Genomic DNA, 19,648 nt, shown 5'->3' with positions numbered 1-19,648 from the left:
ACCGTCGATCCATGGGCAGGGCGCTTATCGTCGTCGACGTGCAAAACGACTTCTGCGAGGGCGGCTCGCTGCCCGTGTCCGGCGGAGCAGCGCTGGCCCAGAAGCTCAACGACCTCACCGCATCCGGTGCGTACGACGCGGTGGTCGCGACGCGCGACTTTCACATCGACCCCGGCGACCATTTCTCCCAGACACCGGACTTCGCGACAAGCTGGCCGCCGCATTGCCGGGTCGACACACCCGGCGCCGACTTTCACCCCGACTTCGACCTCACCCCGGTCGCCGCGGTGTTCTCCAAAGGCGAGTACTCCGCCGCGTATTCGGGCTTCGAGGGCGCCTGCGCGGATGGCACCACGCTGGCGTCGTGGCTGCAGAAACGGGATCTGGACAGCGTCGACGTGGTGGGCATCGCCACCGATCACTGTGTGGCCGCCACCGCGCGCGACGCGGCCCGACAGGGGCTGCATACCCGCGTACTCACCGCGTATGCCGTTGGCATTGAAGAACAATCAATAAATCGCGCCCTGGGTGAGCTCCGGGCCGCCGGCGTCGAGGTAGTCCGCTGAAGAACACCGACACGCCCACGTCTGCCACGGGCCTGCTTGCCACGGCCGTCACCGCGCTCGGCGGAACCGAACGCGCCGGACAGCTCACGATGGCCACGGCCGTCGAGCACTCCCTGCATAGCGGCGAGCACCTGGTGGTCCAGGCCGGCACCGGCACCGGCAAGTCGCTGGCATACCTGGTACCGGCCCTTGCCCACGCCATCGAGGAGTCATCCCCGGTCGTGGTATCCACCGCCACCATCGCGCTACAACGCCAGCTCGTGGATCGTGACCTGCCCCGGTTGGCGGAGGCGTTGGCACCCGCACTGGCCCGCAAGCCCAGATTCGCAATCCTGAAGGGCCGTGGAAATTACCTCTGCCTCAACAAATTGCACAACGGCGCAGCATCCGATCAGGAAGCACCCGACACGTTGTTCGAGCCCTTCGCGGCCAGCGCGCTCGGCCGCGACGTACAGCGTCTCAACGACTGGGCGGAGACCACCAAGACCGGAGACCGCGATGAGCTCAAGCCCGGCGTTCCCGATCGCTCCTGGTCGCAGGTCAGCGTGTCGGCACGTGAATGCCTCGGCGCCACCCGGTGCCCGTTCGGCACCGAATGCTTCGCCGAACTGGCCCGGCTCGACGCCGGACAGTCGGATGTGGTGGTCACCAACCACGCACTGCTGGCCATCGACGCCATTGCCGACATAAACATCCTGCCCGAACATGACGCGGTGATCGTCGATGAGGCACACGACCTCGTCGACCGGGTGACAAGTGTTGCCACCCAAGAACTCTCGGCAGTCGGGCTGACTGTCACCATCCGGCGGATAGGTCGCCTGGTGTCACCCGAAACGGCGAGCCGTTTCGAGGCCAGCTCGGCAACCTTCTCTTCGCTGATCCACGACAGCAGGCCCGGCACCATCGACCGCGCGGACGAGGAGACCGTCACCTACCTCACCGCGCTGCGCGACGCCGCGGCCGCCGCACGCACCGAGATCCCCACCGGCCAGTCCACCGACCCCGCCACTGCCGCCGCACGCACCGAAGCAGTTGCCGCACTGGACGATATCGTCGATGCCGCATCCCTGACGCTGGCCTGCTGGGCCGAACCGGACATCACGGCACGCCCCAACGTGGTGTGGCTCGATCACGAGGACAACCGCGGCACGGTGCGTCCGGTACTGCGAATCGCCCCGCTGTCGGTCGCCGGGCTGCTGCGCACCCGCCTGTTCGGGCAGCGCACCGTCGTCCTCACCTCGGCCACTCTGGTCCTCGGGGGCAAGTTCGACACCATGGCCGCCTCCTGGGGCCTGCCTGCCCGAGTGCCCAGCACAGAGACGAATACCGAAGCCAAGGCCGTCTGGCACGGCATCGACGTCGGATCCCCGTTCCAGCATCAGAAATCCGCCATTCTCTACCTGGCGCGGCACCTTCCCGCCCCGGGGCGCGATGGCGTCGGTGCGGCGACGCTCGACGAGATCGAGACTCTGGTCCGCGCCGCGGGAGGACGCACCCTGGGGCTGTTTTCCTCGATGCGTGCCGCCAAAGAGGCATCCGAGGAAATGCGGACGCGGCTCGACACCCCGGTGCTGTGCCAGGGAGACGACGCGACATCGATTCTGGTCGAACAGTTCAGCGCGGACCCACAAACCTCGTTGTTCGGGACGCTGTCGCTGTGGCAGGGAGTCGACGTGCCCGGACCGTCGCTGTCGCTTGTTCTCATCGACCGAATCCCATTCCCCCGCCCCGACGATCCGCTTAGGGCGGCCCGGCAGCGGGCAATCAGCGCGCGCGGAGGCAATGGGTTCATGGCGGTGGCGGGCACCCAGGCGGCGTTACTTCTGGCCCAGGGCACTGGCCGGCTGTTGCGCGGCGCACAGGACAGAGGCGTTGTCGCGGTGCTTGATTCACGGATGGCCACGGCGGGTTATGGCGGATTTCTGCGTGCATCGCTGCCACCATTCTGGTCGACACACGACTTGTCGGTAGTCACCGCGGCGCTGCAACGACTGATGACCAAGCACGATGCGACCTATGCTGAGGAAGGCTCCCCCACGCGGGGATAGCCACTACAGGGAGATGGCCATGCCGAATTCGGTCAGGTGGTTCCGTACGCCGGTAGCGGTCCTAACCTGCTGCGCTCTCGGACTGTCAGCCTGCACCAATCCCGTTAACGGCACACCGATCTCACAGCTCGGAGACCCCAATCAAGTGGCCGGACTACCCGTTGTCGACGGACCTTCCGGGCTGCGTCCACAGCCCAAACCGGCCGACCGAGTCGTCCTCGGTACCGACGGCGGTGAGATGGATCGGCTTGCCATCTACTCGATCGCCGATATCGAAGACTTCTGGCAGAGTGCCTATCCAAGGACCTTCTGGGCCAAATTCCGCTCCATCGAATCGTTGATGTCATGGGATAGCGCAGGACCGGTCGTCACGGAGTTCTGCGACAACGTGACGCTGGGCTTCGACAACGCCGGGTACTGTAGCGACCAGAACGCGATCGGCTGGGACCGGGGCGCACTGTTTCACAGGCTGACACAAATGTTCGGTCCTATGGCGGTGCCGATGACCCTGGCTCACGAGTACGGCCATGCCGTCGCACATCAATCAGAGATGATGGATGCGGCAACGCAGTCGCTAATCGGCGAACAAATGGCCGACTGCCTCGCGGGGACATACCTACGCTGGGTCGCTCAGGGCAGCTCACCACGTTTCACACTGAGTACCGGCGACGGACTCAACAACGTTATAGCCTCACTCATCGCATTCCGCGATGATCCTGTCGAGGTCGTCGGCGCCATGGACGCTCACGGGTCTGCTTTCGACCGAGTCTCGGCGTTTCAGCGCGGATTCACAGACGGTGCGCCGCAGTGCACCCGGATAGATATGGCCGAGATCACCAAACGCCGTGGAGGGCTTCCGCTCGACCTGCCGTCAGGTCCATCGGCGGACGCACCTCCCACCGTCGACACCTTACGGACACTGATGACGGTGCTCAAAGCGGTGTTGCCCGTTCAGGGAAACACCGAACCACCGCGATTGTCGGTGTCAGGTGCCAGCTGTGACGGGCACAGCCAACCTACGGAATCACCCCCGGTCAAATACTGTGCCGGTACCAATACGATTGCTCTCGATCTGCCCCGGATGGCCAAACTCGCAGAACCAAGCCACAATCGCGGTCAGATCGCCGGCGATTTCACCGCGTACTCGATGGTCATCTCGCGTTACGCACTAGCGGTCGAGAATCAACACGGCCTGCCGCTCGACAACGGGCAGAGCGCGCTACGCACCGCCTGCCTAACGGGTGTCGCGTCGGCGGCGATGGCCAAACCCACCACACCCGACGATGCACCGAACCCGATGGTGCTCACCGCGGAGGACCTCGATGAGGCGGTATCGGGGCTGCTCACCAACGGCATCGTGGCCAGTGATGTCAACGGGACCACCATCCCGGCGGGCTTCTCCCGGATCGATGCCTTCCGAGACGGAGTCGCCGGATCGACGGACCGCTGCCTCACCCGCTACGGGTAAGTCGTGCCGTTAGTGCTCCAGGTCGCTGGCTGCCAGCACCGCCAGACCCAGATCGCTATCACCGGCCAGCAGCGGATGATGCGGGAGCACCCGCACCGTGTATCCCACCGACCCGGACACCGGCAAGGTGGTCGTGGTGGAGAAGGTCTCCACCCCACCGTCACGACTGCCGGTGTGCGCCATCGGGACAATCACCGATTCGGATAGCTTGTCGTCCAGGTCCACTCGCCCGATCACCGCCTGCACGGCGACCTCCGAGGGTGCCAGCCCGGAAAGCTGAACCGACGCGGTGAGCGTCAACGGTGATCCCAGCAGCGGGGTGTCCGGCAGGCCCGAACTGTCGACATCGGTGATGACCAGCGAGGGCCATACCTGCTGCACTCGTTCGCGATAGCGCGCCAGCTCCTTGGCTGGCGCGAACGAATGATCGGCTCCGACGGTGGCACGCAACGACTGGGCCGCGGGAGCGTAGTAGCCGACGGTGTAATCGCGAACCATCCTGGATGCCAGAACCTTTGGACCCAGCTTCTCCAGGGTGTGCCGAACCATCTCGACCCAGCGCTGCGGCGTGCCGTGCTCATCGCGCTCATAGAACTTGGGCGCCACCTTTTGCGCCAGCAGCTCATAAAGCGCCGCGGCCTCCAGGTCATCGCGCCGGGTGTCGTCGGTGACTCCGTCGGCCGTCGGTATTTCCCAACCGTTTTCGCCGTCGTACCACTCGTCCCACCACCCGTCACGGATGGACAGGTTGAGCCCACCGTTGAGTGCGCTCTTCATCCCCGAGGTCCCGCACGCCTCGAGCGGACGCAGCGGATTGTTCAACCACACGTCGCAGCCGAAGTACAGATAGCGGGCCATGGACATGTCGTAGTCGGGAAGAAAGGTGATCCGGTGCCGCACGTCCGCCTGATCGGCGAACCTGACGATCTGCTGGATGAGCCCCTTACCGCCGTCGTCGGCAGGATGCGATTTACCGGCCACAATCAGCTGCACCGGATGCTTCTCGTCCAGGAGTAGCTCACGCAGCCGTTCCGGGTTACGCAGCATCAGCGTGAGCCGCTTGTACGTCGGGACCCGGCGCGCGAACCCGATGGTCAGCACACCCGGGTCGAACGCATCGTCCACCCAGCCCAACTCGGCCTCAGCCGCGCCGCGCTGCAGCCACGAGGCACGTATCCGCCGTCGCACATCCTGAATCAGCTGCTCACGCAACTGCGATCGGATCCACCAGATGTGTCCGGGGTCTACCTCGTGGATGCGCTCCCATCCACTGGCGTCGTTGAACGCCTCGGCACCGACGAGCTGCTGGCCCAGCTCCAGCCATTGCGGTGCTGCCCAGGTGGGCGCGTGCACGCCGTTGGTGATCGATCCGATAGGTACCTCGGCGGCGTCGAATGACGGCCACAGCCCGTTGAACATCGACCGGCTCACCTGGCCGTGCAGAAGCGATACACCGTTGGCGCGCTGCGCCAGCCGCAGCCCCATATGAGCCATGTTGAACGTGGAGGGGTCGTCCTCCGCGCCCAGGGCAATAATGCGATCCACCGGCACACCGGGCAGCAGCGTGGAATCACCGGATTCCCCGAAGTATCGACGCACCAAGTCCACCGGGAAGCGGTCGATTCCGGCGGGAACCGGTGTGTGCGTGGTGAACACGGTGCTAGATCGGACCACCGTCAGGGCAGTTTCGACGTCCAGCCCGTGCTGCCCGATGTACTCGCGAATGCGCTCGAGCCCCAGGAACCCGGCGTGACCCTCATTGGTGTGGAACACCTCGGGAGACGGCGCGCCGGAGGAGGAGACGTACGCACGAATGGCGCGCACCCCGCCGATACCGGCCAGGATTTCCTGCTTGATGCGGTGGTCCTGGTCGCCGCCGTATAGCCGGTCGGTGACGTAGCGCAATTCCCGATCGTTCTCCGCGATATCGGAGTCCAAGAGCAGCAGCGGAATCCGGCCCACCTGAGCGACCCAGATGCGCGCCGAAAGCACCCGGTCCTGCGGCATCGGCACCGTGATGAGGATCGGGGTGCCATCGTCATGCGCCAGCAAGCGCAACGGCAGACCGGCCGGGTCTATCAGCGGATACTGTTCGGTCTGCCAGCCGTCGGCGGTCAGCGACTGCCGGAAGTATCCCGACCGGTAGTGCAACCCCACCGCGACGAGCGGCAGGCCCAGATCGGAGGCGGCCTTGAGGTGATCGCCGGCCAGGATGCCCAAACCGCCGGAGTAGTTCGGCAACACCTCCGAGACGCCGAACTCCATCGAGAAGTACGCGATCGCGGCGGGCAGACCGCTGCTCTCGGCGCCCTCTTCACCGTCCCGCTCCAGCTGACGCTGGTACCACATGGGGCGATTCAGATAGTCATGAAGATCACCCGCCAGGGCAGCCACCCTGTCGACGAAACCATCGTCGGCAGCCAGCTCATCGAGCCGTTGCGCCGGGACCGACCCCATGACCGCAACCGGATCGTGGTTGGTCTGCTCCCACAGCTGCTGATCGATATCGGCGAAGAGATCCCGGGTGGGTTGATGCCACGACCAGCGCAGGTTGTTGGATAACTCGCCCAGCGCCGCCAACCGCTCCGGAAGATGGGCACGAACCGTGAATCGACGTAGGGCTTTCACCCTTCAGAACTTTACTGAGATTTCGGTGGATCGCATGCCCGGCGGAAATTCCGTACCGATACGCGATGCTGTGGAGGTTCCGTCTCGCACGCTCGCGCCGATCACCGGCGTACCGGCGAAGCCTCTGGTAGCGCTTCTGCACCGCACCGCAGGGGCCCGTCTACTACGGTGGACGTGGTGACCGGACGCATAGGCATCGATGATGTCGCCCCCGCGATCTCCGGTGGGCGCTATCCGGCCAAGGCCGTCGTGGGTGAGGTCGTCCCCGTGGCGGCAACCGTCTGGCGTGAAGGCCATGAGGCCGTCTCCGCGACACTGGTGGTGCGCTGCCTCGGGCCCAGCTACCCGCAGCTCTCCGAGGGGCCGTTGCGCCGGATCTCGGCGCCCCGCGAGAAGGACACCAGCGCGACACGAATCAAACCGCTGCATATCCCGATGCAGCCGGGTGGGGCGCTCGATCGATTCCATGCCAGCTTCGTCCCGGACCGGGAGGGGCTGTGGACCTTCCGGGTCGACGGATGGGGCGACCCGATCGCAACCTGGCGCCACAACGTCGAGGCCAAACTGGAAGCGGGGCAGGGCGCTGCCGAGTTGGCCAACGATCTGGAGATCGGTGCGCGCCTGTTCGAACGTGCGGCGGCCGGAGTGCCACGGAAACGTCGGGGGCCGCTGCTGGCCTCAGCGGAAGGGCTGCGCACTCAGGACGACCCGGGAGCTCGCTTTCAACATGCGCTCTCCGATGAGGTACAGGTACTGCTCGCCGAGTTCCCGCTGCGCGATCTGCTCACTCGCGGAACCCAATACGGTATCTGGGTTGACCGCACTCGGGCGCTCTACGGCTCCTGGTACGAGCTGTTCCCGCGTTCCACCGGCGGAGTGGGGCCGGACGGACGGCCCATGCACGGCACACTGGCCACCGCATCGGCCGATCTCGCGCGGGTCGCCGCGATGGGGTTCGATGTGGTGTATCTACCGCCGGTGCATCCGATCGGCGAGATCAACCGCAAGGGCCGCAACAACAATCCAATCGCCGAGCCCGGTGAAGTCGGTTCGCCGTGGGCCATCGGCAGTGCTGCGGGAGGTCACGACGCGATCCACCCCGAGCTGGGAACCCTCAAGGACTTCGACCGGTTCGTGTCCACCGCACGCAAGCTAGGCCTGGAAGTGGCGCTGGACTTGGCACTGCAGTGCGCACCCGATCACCCGTGGGTCAGTGCGCATCCCGAGTGGTTCACCGAACTTCCCGACGGCACCATCGCCTACGCGGAAAATCCTCCCAAGAAGTACCAGGACATCTATCCCCTGAACTTCGACACCGACCCTGCCGGGCTGTACACCGAGGTGCTGCGTGTCGTGCAGCACTGGATTGCCCATGGCGTCAAAATATTTCGGGTAGACAATCCGCACACCAAGCCACCGGACTTCTGGCAATGGTTGATCGGCGAGGTCAAGGCGGCCGATCCCGACGTGTTGTTCCTGTCCGAGGCGTTCACTCGCCCGGCTCGTCTCTACGGACTGGCCCGTCTCGGCTTCACCCAGTCGTACACCTACTTCACCTGGCGCACCGCCAAATCCGAGATCGCCGAGTTCGGCCGAGAGATCGCTGCGCAGGCGGACGTGGCACGCCCGAATCTCTTCGTCAACACCCCGGACATCTTGCACGCGAGCCTTCAGTACGGCGGCCCGGGCATGTTCGCCATCCGAGCGGTCCTCGCCGGCACCTTGAGCCCGACCTGGGGCGTGTACTCCGGATACGAACTCTACGAACACGTCCCGTTGCGCGACGGCAGCGAGGAGTACCTGGACTCGGAGAAGTACCAGCTACGTCCCCGCGATTACAAGGGAGCTGCCGCGCGCGGCGAATCATTGGAGCCATTCATCACCCGACTCAACGAGATCCGCCGGCTACATCCGGCACTGCAACAGCTGCGCAACATCACCTTCCACCACGTCGAGAACGACGCCCTGCTGGCGTACTCCAAGTTCGACCCGGTAACCGGCGATGCCGTCCTGATCGTGGTGAATCTCAACCCCTTCGGGGCCGAGGACGGCACCATCTGGCTCGACCTGCCCGCACTCGGCCTCGATTGGCATGAAACGTTCTGGGTGCGTGACGAGCTCACCGGCGAGCAATACCGCTGGGGCCAAGCCAACTATGTGCGACTGGACCCCCTGACACCTTCTCGGCAAGTGGCGCACATCCTGAATCTGCCGCAGGTCCGCGAGTCGGCCCGCACGCACTTGGTGTTCCGCCCGTGACCACACCCGCGACCTTCCTGAAACCGGATGCCGCCGATCTCGCCAGACTGGTGGCGGGCACCCACCACAATCCGCATTCGATTCTCGGCGCGCACGAGTATGCCAACCCGGGCGGCAAGGGACACACCGTCATTCGCGCGTTCAAACCTGGCGCCACCGCGGTGGCCGCGGTGGTGGGCGACGAGCTGCACCCGATGGCCGACCTCGGGTCCGGACTTTTCGGGGTAGCGCTGCCCTTCCTGGACCTCCTCGACTACCGCCTCAACGTCGACTACAGCGGCACGCCGCTGATCATCGCCGATGCATATCGATTCCTGCCCACGCTGGGCGAAGTGGATCTGCATCTGTTCAACGAGGGCCGTCACGAACGACTCTGGGAAATCCTTGGTGCGCACCCACGCTCGTTCGTCACCGCGGACGGCGAGGTCAGCGGGATCTCCTTTGCGGTGTGGGCACCCAACGCGCACGGGGTCTCGGTAATCGGCGATTTCAACGGGTGGAACGGCAACGACGCCCCCATGCGAACCCTGGGATCCTCCGGAGTCTGGGAACTGTTCTGGCCGGGCATGACGCTCGGTTCGCTTTACAAATTCCGTGTGCACGGCGCCGATGGGTCGGTGACCGACCGCGCCGACCCGTTCGCGTTCGCGACTGAATTGCCGCCTGCCACCGCCTCGCGGGTCACCACGTCGTCTTACTCCTGGCAGGACGAGGAATGGATGACCCGGCGCACCAGCGGCAACCCGGTGTTCGAGCCCATGAGTACCTACGAGGTGCATCTGGCGTCCTGGCGCCCCGGACTCTCCTATCGGGAGCTGGCCCGCGAGCTCACCGACTACGTACTGGCACAAGGTTTCACCCACGTCGAGCTGCTGCCGGTGGCCGAACATCCCTTCGGTGGGTCCTGGGGCTATCAGGTGACCTCGTACTATGCCCCCACCTCGAGGCTGGGCACGCCCGACGACTTCCGCTACCTGGTCGATGCCCTGCACCGGGCGGGAATCGGCGTCATCGTCGACTGGGTACCCGCGCACTTTCCCAAAGATGCGTGGGCGCTGGCCCGCTTCGACGGAACACCCCTATACGAACACGCCGACCCACACCGGGCCGAGCAGCTGGACTGGGGCACATATGTTTTCGACTTCGGGCGCCCCGAGGTTCGCAACTTCCTGGTCGCCAATGCCCTGTTCTGGCTCGACCAGTTCCACATCGACGGGCTGCGAGTCGACGCCGTCGCGTCGATGCTCTACCTGGACTACTCACGCCCCGCGGGTGGCTGGACACCGAACATTCACGGCGGCCGAGAGAATCTCGAGGCGGTGCAGTTCCTGCAGGAGATGAACGCCACCGTGCACAAGCTGCATCCCGGGATTGTCACCGTGGCCGAGGAGTCCACCTCCTGGCCGGGTGTCACCAGGGCGACCAGCCTTGGCGGCCTTGGCTTTTCCATGAAATGGAACATGGGGTGGATGCACGACACCCTGGGCTACCTCGGGCGCGATCCCATCCATCGCAGCTTCCATCACCATGAGATGACCTTTTCGATGCTGTACGCGTTCAGCGAGAATTTCGTGCTGCCGATCAGCCATGACGAGGTGGTGCACGGCAAGGGCACACTGTGGACCCGCATCCCCGGTGATGACCACGCCAAGGCCGCGGGGCTGCGCTGCCTGCTGGCCTACATGTGGGCGCACCCCGGAAAGCAGCTGCTGTTCATGGGTCAGGAGTTCGGTCAGCGGGCCGAATGGTCCGATGAGCGCGGCGTCGACTGGTTCCAGCTGGGCGAGGACGGGTACTCCTCAGGAATCGCGGCGTTGACCGCCGACCTGAATTCGGCCTACCAGCAGCGTCGCGCATTGTGGTCACAAGACACCGCCCCCCAGGGATATTCGTGGATCGACGCCAACGATTCAGCCAACAACGTGCTGAGCTTCCTGCGCTTCGGCGACGACGGTTCGGTGTTGGCCTGCATCTTCAACTTCGCGGGCATCGAGCACGCCAGCTACCGGGTGGGGTTGCCGCTGACCGGACGCTGGCGTGAGGTCATCAACACCGACGCACTGCAGTACCACGGCAGCGGAGTAGGGAACCTAGGCGAAGTCATCGCCGAGGCGAACCCGTGGCACGGCCGCCCGGCCTCGGCCACGCTGGCCCTGCCCCCCGCCGCCGCGATCTGGCTGGAACCCATCTCCGGGGACCTGTAGACAACATTAGGATGCGCTAAACGCAAACTCGCGTAGTTATAAGGGGTGGCTCGATGTCCAAACGCTGGGTGGCGCTGCTGGTGGGGCTGGTGCTGGTGATCACGTCGTGTGGCCGTCCACTCGGTGGGCAACCTCAATCGATCTACGCCGACCCCCTGCGCGTGGCAGGTATGCCCGCGGTCGACGGCCCCTCCGGCATGAAGCCCGGCGTCCAGATTCCCCAACGCAAGATCGAGAACACCGACAACGGTGAGATCGACGATTACGTCAAGGTGTCCCTGGCGGACATCGAGGATTTCTGGACGCAGTTCTACGGCGATTCGTTCGCCAACTTCCGGCCGGTATCCCGGCTCATCTCGGTCGACTCCCGTAAGGACAACGGCAGCATCAGGTTCTGCGGGGGCAACCTGAACGACTTCATCAATGCCGCGTTTTGTCCACCGGAGAACTCGTTCGCCTGGGATCGTGGCCAGCTGTTCCCCTACCTGCGCAAGCAAATGGGCGAGATGGCGATGAACACCGTCATGGCCCACGAGTACGGACACTCGATCCAGTATCACGCTCAGCTCATCACTCCGATCGACGATCCGAAGATGACCAAGGATCAGGTCGAGTACCTCGTCGACCTGACTCAGGAACAGCAAGCCGACTGCTTCTCCGGCGCCTATCTGCGCTGGGTCGCGCAAGGGGATTCGCCACGATTCACCTTGAACACCGCCGATGGGCTGAACAAGGTCACGGCCGCGATGATCGCGATCCGCGACAACGACACCAGTAAGAAGTGGGCCATCCACGGTTCGGCCTTCGAGCGGGTCTCGGCCTTCCAGTTCGGGTTCACCGACGGCCCCATGGCCTGCAAGCGCATCGATCCCCGCGAGATCCTCAAGCGCCGCGGCGAGCTGCCCAAGGGCCTGGGTGTGGGGCCCAACGGCGACAACTGGCCGATAAACCCGGACACCATCGATGCGGTGCTGAGCGCCGCCTCACAGGTGTTCCCCATGGACAACCCACCCAAGGCGGTCTACGGCGACGGCAAGTGCTCCGACGGTTCGGGCACCGCGCCGGCCTCGTTCTGCCCCAACGACAATACGATTGCCCTGGATCCAAAGGCCCTGCAGAAGATGGCCACCCCGGTGTCGGACCGGGCGCTGTTCTCCGCGCAAGTCAACGGCGACTATTCGGCGTTCAGCGTGATCGTCTCGCGCTACGCACTGGCGGCAGAAAAGGCCGCGGGTCTGGAGACCGAGGGAATCATGACCGGGTTACGCACCGCGTGCCTGACCGGATACTTCACCTCACGCGCCGCCGGCAGGGGCATCGTGACTCCCCGCGCACCGGTCATCCTCTCCGGCGGCGACCTCGACGAGGCTGTCTCCGAATTGCTCTCCAGCGGCAGGGCTTCCAGCGACGTGAAGGGTGAGACGGCCCCCTCCGGATTCTCCCGCATCGACGCCTACCGAATCGGCGTCCTGGGCAATGACCAAACCTGCGCCAAACGCTTCCCGTAACCGCGGGACCGGACAGCGGCCGAGTCAGAACAGGGCGTTGGCGAGCTTGCGCCGCCCGGCGACCACCGCGGGATCGGCCGGATCAAACAGCTCGAACAGCTCCAGCAGCCGGGCACGCACTTTGGCGCGTTCGTCGTCGCTGGTCACGCGAACAAGTGCGACGAGCCTGTCGAAGGCCGAATCCGGCTGCTGCGAAAGCACTTCCACGTCGGCAGCAGCCAACCCGGCGTCGATGTCACCGGGTGAGGCATCGGCGACATCGACCGCATCCTGAGGGTGGGCTGTCGCCCGGATCAAGAACTCGATCTGACGCACCGACGCGGTTGCCTCGGCCGCGACCACCCCGGTGGCGCCGTCGTCCAGCAGACCTTGATAGGCGGCACGGGCCGCCTCGAAATCTCCGGAGTCGAGCGCATCACGCGCCGCGGCGAGCGCCGGATCTGTACTTTCTTCGGGGTATTCGGACTCCCCGACATCCTCCCCGTCCGGCGCGGTGGCGTCGGGCAGCTTGCCGGCGACCGCGTCGAGGATGGAGTCAAGCCACCGCCGCAGCTGATCGGCGGGCTGAGGTCCCGCGAAGCTGGTGATAGGCCTCCCGGCGGCCACCGCCACCACGGTAGGCACCGCCTGCACACCAAAAACCTGTGCGATCTGCGGACTGGTGTCGACGTTGACCCGCGCCAGGGCCCACTTGCCGCGGTCTTGCGCGACCAGGTCACCCAGAGTGGCGGCCAGTGCCGCCGAGGCCTCGCTGCGCGGCGATCCCAGCAGCACGATGACCGGGACACGATTGGACTGCGCCAGTACTTCGGCTTCGAGATTCGCCTCGGTCACCTCGACGGTCCATGCATCTCCGGCCGAGGGCTCGCGAGGAGCCGTGGGCTCCTGCGCGCGCTGCTTGAGAGCAGAGAGGTCGACAGCTCCGGACATGGCCGCAGCCATCGCGGGACGTGGTCGGGTCACGCTGTCCAGTCTGTCACGGCTCACGGCCTCCGCACTACGGTCCAGCGTCGCCCGCAGCCGCAGACCCCGCGACGGGCAATTTACCCGTCTTATCAGCCCATATGACAAAGATCACACTGCACAATGGGGCAACTCCAGCTAACAGTGCGAGCAACCAGGTGAGCGGACTCCAGCGGTATTCGCGGCCCGCGAGGAAGCCCAACACCAGGTACGCGATGAAGACGATGCCGTGGATCCAGCCGAAGACCTTCACACCGATCTCGTTACCCGGGTCCGGCACGTACTTGAAGAACATCCCGGTGAGCAGACCTGCCCAGCTGATGGCCTCGAGCAACGCGACGGTGCGAAACCTGCTGGCAGTGCTGCGCAGGTCGAAAAGCTGTGTCATGCCCTCAGTCTGCCCGATACAGCGCGCGACACATCATCGATCTACTACGTCGCGTCGTAAATCACACTCGCACGATCAGGGCATCGCCCTGACCGCCGCCGCCGCACAGTGCGGCCACACCGATTCCGCCGCCGCGGCGCTTGAGTTCCTGCGCCAGGTGCAAGGTGATCCGGGCACCCGACATTCCGATGGGATGACCGATGGCGATCGCTCCGCCGTTGACATTGACCTTGGCCGGGTCGATACCCAGGTCTTTCACCGAGGCCAAGCCCACCAGGGCGAAGGCCTCATTGATCTCGACCAGATCGAGCTGCTCGGGGGAAATCCCTTCCCGCTCACAAGCCTTCCGAATGGCGTTGGCCGGTTGCAGCTGCAGGCTGGAATCGGGGCCGGCGACCACGCCATGGGCACCGATCTCGGCGATCCACTCCAGCCCCTCGCGCTCCGCGCGCTCCTTGCTCATCACCACCACCGCGCAGGCGCCGTCGGAGATCGGCGAGGACGACCCCGCCGTGATGGTGCCGTCCTTGCTGAACGCCGGACGCAGCCCCGCCAGCGATGCCGCGGTGGTGTCCGCGCGGATGCCCTCGTCTTCGGCGAACTCGATCGGATCACCCTTACGCTGCGGGATCTGAACCGAGACCACCTCGTCGGCGAAGACACCGTCCTTCCACGCACGGGCGGCATTCTGGTGCGAGCGCGCCGCGAATTCGTCTTGCTCCTCGCGGGTGAACTTGTCGGCGGCGTTGCGCTGTTCGGTGAGGATGCCCATGGCCTGGTCAGTGAAGGCGTCATGCAGGCCGTCGAAGGCCATGTGGTCAACGAGCGTCACATCGCCGTACTTGAAACCGAAGCGGCTCTTGGGCAGCAGATGCGGGGCGTTGGTCATCGATTCCTGCCCACCGGCGACGACAACCTCGAACTCACCGGCCCGAATCAGCTGGTCAGCCAGCGCAATGGCGTCGACACCCGAGAGGCACACCTTGTTGATGGTGAGCGCCGGCACATCCATACCGATTCCGCCGGCAACGGCAGCCTGGCGTGCGGGAATCTGCCCGGCGCCCGCGGTGAGCACCTGGCCCATGATCACGTAATCGACCGCAGACGGCGCCACCTTGGCCTTCTCCAGAGCGCCCTTGATGGCGATACCGCCGAGCTGAGCGCCCGAGAAGTCCTTCAGCGATCCCTGGAAGCGGCCAACGGGTGTACGTGCTCCAGCAACAATCACGGACGTGCTCATCGAATCTCCTTAATACTGCTCGAGTGGACGCCGTTTTCTGGAACGCGTTACCGTTGCGTTATGACGACATCGTCTCCTCTTGATGTTCCCTCGATCCTATCGACCGGTCTGGTGACCGCGATCGACCACGTGGGCATCGCGGTGCCCGACCTGGACGTCGCAATCGAGTGGTACCACGAACACCTGGGCATGATCCTGGTGCACGAGGAGATCAACGAGGGGCAGGGCGTCCGCGAGGCGATGCTGTCCTTCCCCGGCGCCGAACCCGGCAGCTCACAGATCCAGCTGATGGCACCGCTGAATGAGTCCTCGCCGATCGCCAAGTTCCTGAGCACCAAGGGGGCCGGTCTGCAGCAGCTGGCCTACCGCGTCACCGATATCGATGCGCTGTCCGATCAGCTCCGCGCCGCGGGCGTACGAGTGCTGTACGACGAGCCGCGCATCGGCACCGCGAACTCACGGATCAACTTCCTGCATCCCAAGGACACCGGCGGCGTGCTCATCGAGCTCGTCCAGCCGACGCAGTCGCACTAGCTCCAACGCCGCGTCGGGCTCCTATTCGCGCGGTTACTCCAACACGGCGTATGCCAGTGCCGACGGTCCTCCACTCCCCTGTCCTGTCCCTCGGAGACGGGCCACACCACCACATGAGCCACGCCGATCGCGATCTCGTGATCACAGCCGGGACAGCGGTAGATCTTGATCGCGCGTGCCCCGGCGATCCGGCGCACGCGGTAGTCCAGCCCGTCGGTCCCCTGCTCCACCTGGTCGCGGCCGAGGGGCTGCACACCGGCACGGTCGCCAGCGGCACGGTCGCCAGCGGCACGGCGCGGCGGATGTCGGCGGCCCATGCGGTGATTCTATGAGTGGTCGGGCAATTTCAGAACAAACGGAATTCGTCTGAGTCCATTCCCCGCATCGCGTCGTAGTCCAGTGTGAGACACCGGATTCCGCGATCTTCGGCAAGGGTGCGAGCCTGCGGCTTGATCTGCTGCGCGGCGAAGACGCCGGCGACGGGCGCCAGCGTGGTGTCCCGGTTGAGCAGTTCGAGGTAGCGGGTGAGCTGCTCGACACCGTCAATCTCACCCCGGCGCTTGATCTCGACCGCAACAGTCGCACCGTCAGCGTCCCGGCACAGCAGGTCAACCGGCCCGATGGGCGTCATATACTCGCGCCGCACCAGGGTGTACCCGTCGCCAAGCAGCGCGACGTGCTCGGCGAGCAACTCCTGCAGGTGTGCCTCGACTCCATCCTTGACCAATCCGGGGTCGACCCCGAGCTCGTGGGCCGAGTCGTGCTCGATGTTCTCGATGGTGATCCGCAGCTGTTCACCGGCCTTGTTCTCCACCACCCAGACGGTCGAGGCACCCGCTTCGGCAGACTCCTCGTTCTCCGTCTCGACGAGCCAGCACGGCGGGCTCATCCAGTTCAGCGGCTTGTAGGCACGGTCATCGGCGTGCACGCTCACCGAACCATCGGCCTTGATGAGCAGGAGCCGCTTGGCAGACGGAAGATGGGCGGTGAGCCGACCGACATAATTAACGGTGCATTGAGCTACGACGAGACGCACCGGCCCACTGTATAGGGAGTTAGGCTGGCGACAACTATGGCAAACGAGTCGATTCGCGCAGTGTCGCAGCGAGTGGGCCGTGCCCTGGCCACGATCACCGGGCAGACCGGCCGGCTCGAGGCCGGCGACGGGTACGGATCGTGGCTGCTGGGCCGCTATGGCGAAAGCACGCTCATCCAGCGCATCCGCATCCAGCTGATGCTGACCGTGTTCGTGGTGGCCGCCAACCTGATTGGTGTCGCCGTCGTCATCCTGCTGGTGCTCGTGGCCGTGCCCGATCCCAACGTCTTCGATGCGCCCTGGTGGATCCACTTCGTGGTCGTTCCGGTGTACGTCACGCTCGCGGTGCTCGTCGGCGCCGTCTGGGGCACCCGCCGGATCTTCAAGGTGGTGCGGTGGGCACTCGATGAACGGGAGCCGACCAAGGCGGACCAGCGCAACGCGTTCGCAGTCCCGCGGCGACTCACGGTCGTCGAGGCGATCCTGTGGGCGGGCGGCACCGCCCTGTTCACCACGCTCTACGGTCTGCAAAATCCGCTCTACATCCCCAAGATCTTCTTCGCGGTGGGGTTCAGCGGTGTCGTGGTGTGTGCGGCCAACTATCTGTTCACCGAATTCGCGATGCGGCCCGTCGCCGCGCGAGCCCTCGAAGCCGGATACCGCAGAAGGCGACTCGCTTCCGGAATCATGGTGCGCACCATGCTGGCCTGGGTGCTGGGATCTGGCGTGCCCGCCGTCGGCATCATGCTCGCCGGTGTCGGAGCGCTGATCTTCGGCAACTTCACGGTCAACCAGCTCGCGGTGGCGGTCATCATCATCGCCGCTGCGATCCCAACCTTCGGGCTCATCCTCATCTGGATCTCCTCCTGGATGCTCGCCACCCCGGTGAAGGAGGTTCAGTCCGCGCTCAAGCGCGTCGAGCAGAACGACCTGGACGTGAACCTGGTGGTTTACGACGGCACCGAGCTGGGCGAGCTGCAGGCAGGTTTCAACACCATGGCGGAGGGACTGCGCGAGCGCGAGCGCGTCCGGGATCTCTTCGGCAAGCATGTCGGCCGCGAGGTCGCCGCTGCCGCCGAGTTGCAACAGCCCGCGCTCGGCGGCGAAGAACGCCACGTCGCAGTGCTTTTCGCCGATATCGTTGGATCCACCCAGCTGGCAGCCACCCGGCCGGCCATCGAGGTGGTCGCACTGCTGAACCGATTCTTTACCGTCGTCGTCGAAGAAATCGACCGATACGAGGGCATGGTCAACAAGTTCGAGGGCGATGCCACCCTCGCGGTGTTCGGAGCACCCGTTCGGCAAGACCGCCCCGAGAGCCAGGCGCTCGCCGCTGCTCGCGCCATTGCCCGCCGACTACGGGCCGAGGTCCCCGAATGCCAAGCAGGCATCGGTGTCGCCTCGGGGCAGGCGGTGGCCGGAAACGTCGGCGCTCACGACCGTTTCGAATACACCGTGATCGGCGACCCGGTCAACGAGGCAGCCCGGCTCTGCGAGCTCTCCAAAACCGTGCCCGGACACTTGGTGGCCTCGTTAGACACCGTGTTGCGCGCACACCATCGCGAGGCGCTGCACTGGCGTTCCGGCGATACCGTGACCTTGCGTGGCCGCGCCGAGCCCACCGAGCTTGCGGTACCTGTGGCCTGAGGCTGTCGCACCGCGGCCTATTCGGACTGCTTCCACCAGGCTTCGACATAGAGCACCATCGCCACGACGAGTGCGATGAGCACCCACAGCACCAAGGCTTGGTCTATCCATGCTCCCGGTGGCGGCGCCCCGGGCAGGATGTTCCGCAGCGGCACGATCGCGAACAACATGGTGCCGAACCACGTGGTGAGCGGTGGGTGGAACTTCTTCCTCCCCCGGACCGTCTCAATCGCCACAATCAGCGCCATCGTCGGAAGTGTGATCAACACAAGACAGATACCGACATCGAACGCCAGCGTGCCCCGGGCTCGCACCAACGTAATTGTGGTCTGGTCGCCCTTGCCTGCCGGAGCTTGCGACGTCTCCGTCGACACGCGCCATCCGCCCAGGCTTCCGATCACTTCGATACGAGCAGGCACGGTACGTCGCCCTTCACCGTTGCCCACCATGACCTCTGCGCGCAGCTTCTCGGTGGAGTACTCATCGAAGGGCCATGATTGCGCGTCGCCCGTTGCGACCAGAGTGTCGTCCATAGCCGCGGGTAACGTGCCCCGCGGAAAATGCCGCTCCCCATAATCCAGCGATGACACCAAGCGGACGGACATGTCCGCGTTCAACAGGCCAAAGGCGTCAAGGTTCGCCTTCGCGGGCAGCACCACGATCTCAGAATCCAACCGGTTGTTTACGGTCCGCAGATCCTGCAGATCGATGACCACCACAGTCTCGTTGTCCCGGGACAGATCGAGATCGGCCGAAGCCGGCCCCGAATGATGATCCAGCATTCGGTAGATGACAAGAAATCCGACGTAGATGACCAGCACGAGTACGACCGCACCTACGGTGGTGGCCGTCGGCTTCAGTTTGAAGCGCCCCTTCAATGCCTGCACAAGATTCCCATCTCTACCGTCGCGCTATTCGAAAAATCTAACAGCAGAAATGAAAACACCCCCCAGTTTCCTGGGGGGTGTTTCCAATTTATGTTCGGCGGTGTCCTACTCTTCCGTTCCGTGTTGAGAACAGTACCATCGGCGCTGAGAGGCTTAGCTTCCGGGTTCGGGATGGGACCGGGCGTTTCCCTCTCGCTGTGGCCGCCGTAACTCTTTCGTGTGATTAACACACAAGTTATCTGGTGGTGGAGTGTGGTCGTCAAATGACGACG

The 19,648-nt window shown here is 64.9% G+C and carries 15 protein-coding genes and 1 rRNA gene; 8 read left to right on the top strand and 8 right to left on the bottom strand.

The window, feature by feature from the left end; translation table 11 throughout:
- Nucleotides 1-11 precede the first annotated feature (11 nt).
- The 3 genes from RHO23_RS03245 to RHO23_RS03235 are packed head-to-tail and all read left to right on the top strand — an operon-like array spanning nt 12 to nt 4,082.
- A complete protein-coding gene (locus RHO23_RS03245) occupies nt 12-566 on the top strand; it encodes an isochorismatase family protein (RefSeq protein WP_030094922.1) in 555 nt (184 codons plus the stop codon).
- Nucleotides 563-2,614, top strand: a complete 2,052-nt coding sequence (locus RHO23_RS03240; protein ID WP_423489156.1) for an ATP-dependent DNA helicase — start codon at nt 563-565, stop codon at nt 2,612-2,614. The genes RHO23_RS03245 and RHO23_RS03240 overlap by 4 nt, the downstream gene beginning before the upstream one ends.
- Nucleotides 2,615-2,633: 19 nt before the next feature.
- On the top strand, nt 2,634-4,082 hold the full coding sequence (locus RHO23_RS03235) for a peptidase (RefSeq protein ID WP_371258625.1): 1,449 nt from the start codon (nt 2,634-2,636) through the stop codon (nt 4,080-4,082).
- A gap of 9 nt (nt 4,083-4,091) precedes the next feature.
- On the opposite strand, the gene glgP is transcribed toward RHO23_RS03235, so the two are convergent.
- Nucleotides 4,092-6,710, bottom strand: a complete 2,619-nt coding sequence (gene glgP, locus RHO23_RS03230; protein WP_423488656.1) for an alpha-glucan family phosphorylase — start codon at nt 6,708-6,710, stop codon at nt 4,092-4,094.
- 177 nt (nt 6,711-6,887) lie between these two features.
- Between glgP and RHO23_RS03225 the strand changes: the two genes are divergently transcribed.
- The 3 genes from RHO23_RS03225 to RHO23_RS03215 are packed head-to-tail and all read left to right on the top strand — an operon-like array spanning nt 6,888 to nt 12,681.
- Complete coding sequence (locus tag RHO23_RS03225; RefSeq protein WP_057968724.1) at nt 6,888-8,969, top strand: alpha-1,4-glucan--maltose-1-phosphate maltosyltransferase; 2,082 nt, start codon at nt 6,888-6,890, stop codon at nt 8,967-8,969.
- A gap of 17 nt (nt 8,970-8,986) precedes the next feature.
- A complete protein-coding gene (glgB, locus tag RHO23_RS03220) occupies nt 8,987-11,173 on the top strand; it encodes a 1,4-alpha-glucan branching protein GlgB (RefSeq protein ID WP_070942865.1) in 2,187 nt (728 codons plus the stop codon).
- Between the two features lie 53 nt (nt 11,174-11,226).
- Nucleotides 11,227-12,681: a neutral zinc metallopeptidase gene (locus RHO23_RS03215; RefSeq protein WP_030094916.1), complete on the top strand. Its 1,455-nt coding sequence runs from the start codon at nt 11,227-11,229 to the stop codon at nt 12,679-12,681.
- Nucleotides 12,682-12,705: 24 nt separating this feature from the next.
- Here the strand turns inward: RHO23_RS03215 and RHO23_RS03210 are convergent, their stop codons facing one another.
- From RHO23_RS03210 to RHO23_RS03200, 3 genes are all read right to left on the bottom strand, one after another.
- Nucleotides 12,706-13,644 (bottom strand): tetratricopeptide repeat protein, encoded by a 939-nt coding sequence (locus RHO23_RS03210; RefSeq protein WP_064410209.1) that lies wholly within the window; start codon nt 13,642-13,644, stop codon nt 12,706-12,708.
- Nucleotides 13,645-13,678: 34 nt separating this feature from the next.
- Nucleotides 13,679-14,032: a DUF3817 domain-containing protein gene (locus tag RHO23_RS03205; protein WP_064408208.1), complete on the bottom strand. Its 354-nt coding sequence runs from the start codon at nt 14,030-14,032 to the stop codon at nt 13,679-13,681.
- A 61-nt stretch (nt 14,033-14,093) separates the two neighbouring features.
- Nucleotides 14,094-15,272, bottom strand: coding sequence for an acetyl-CoA C-acetyltransferase (locus tag RHO23_RS03200; protein ID WP_057965121.1), 1,179 nt, complete (start codon nt 15,270-15,272; stop codon nt 14,094-14,096).
- A 60-nt stretch (nt 15,273-15,332) separates the two neighbouring features.
- Here RHO23_RS03200 and mce point away from each other — a divergent pair, with 60 nt between their 5' ends.
- Complete coding sequence (gene mce, locus RHO23_RS03195; protein ID WP_046252983.1) at nt 15,333-15,806, top strand: methylmalonyl-CoA epimerase; 474 nt, start codon at nt 15,333-15,335, stop codon at nt 15,804-15,806.
- Here mce and RHO23_RS03190 read toward each other — a convergent pair.
- Nucleotides 15,803-16,123 (bottom strand): hypothetical protein, encoded by a 321-nt coding sequence (locus RHO23_RS03190; protein WP_423488655.1) that lies wholly within the window; start codon nt 16,121-16,123, stop codon nt 15,803-15,805. The two genes, mce and RHO23_RS03190, sit on opposite strands and share 4 nt — an antisense overlap.
- Nucleotides 16,124-16,152: 29 nt before the next feature.
- On the bottom strand, nt 16,153-16,842 hold the full coding sequence (gene nucS / locus RHO23_RS03185) for an endonuclease NucS (RefSeq protein ID WP_030094910.1): 690 nt from the start codon (nt 16,840-16,842) through the stop codon (nt 16,153-16,155).
- A 36-nt stretch (nt 16,843-16,878) separates the two neighbouring features.
- On the opposite strand from nucS, the gene RHO23_RS03180 reads away from it, so the two are divergent.
- The gene (locus RHO23_RS03180; protein ID WP_423488654.1) at nt 16,879-18,489 is read left to right on the top strand and encodes an adenylate/guanylate cyclase domain-containing protein; all 1,611 of its coding nucleotides are present in this window, start codon (nt 16,879-16,881) and stop codon (nt 18,487-18,489) included.
- A gap of 17 nt (nt 18,490-18,506) precedes the next feature.
- On the opposite strand, the gene RHO23_RS03175 is transcribed toward RHO23_RS03180, so the two are convergent.
- Nucleotides 18,507-19,376, bottom strand: a complete 870-nt coding sequence (locus RHO23_RS03175; protein WP_057968697.1) for a DUF4436 domain-containing protein — start codon at nt 19,374-19,376, stop codon at nt 18,507-18,509.
- A gap of 92 nt (nt 19,377-19,468) precedes the next feature.
- Nucleotides 19,469-19,585: ribosomal RNA gene (gene rrf / locus RHO23_RS03170) — 5S ribosomal RNA — on the bottom strand.
- Nucleotides 19,586-19,648: the final 63 nt, after the last annotated feature.

Source organism: Mycobacteroides sp. PCS013 (genome assembly GCF_049532645.1).
In the GTDB taxonomy this organism is placed as follows: domain Bacteria; phylum Actinomycetota; class Actinomycetes; order Mycobacteriales; family Mycobacteriaceae; genus Mycobacterium; species Mycobacterium gwanakae.
Note: the sequence above shows the minus strand (reverse complement) of the source record. Positions and strands in the feature narration are given on the sequence as shown.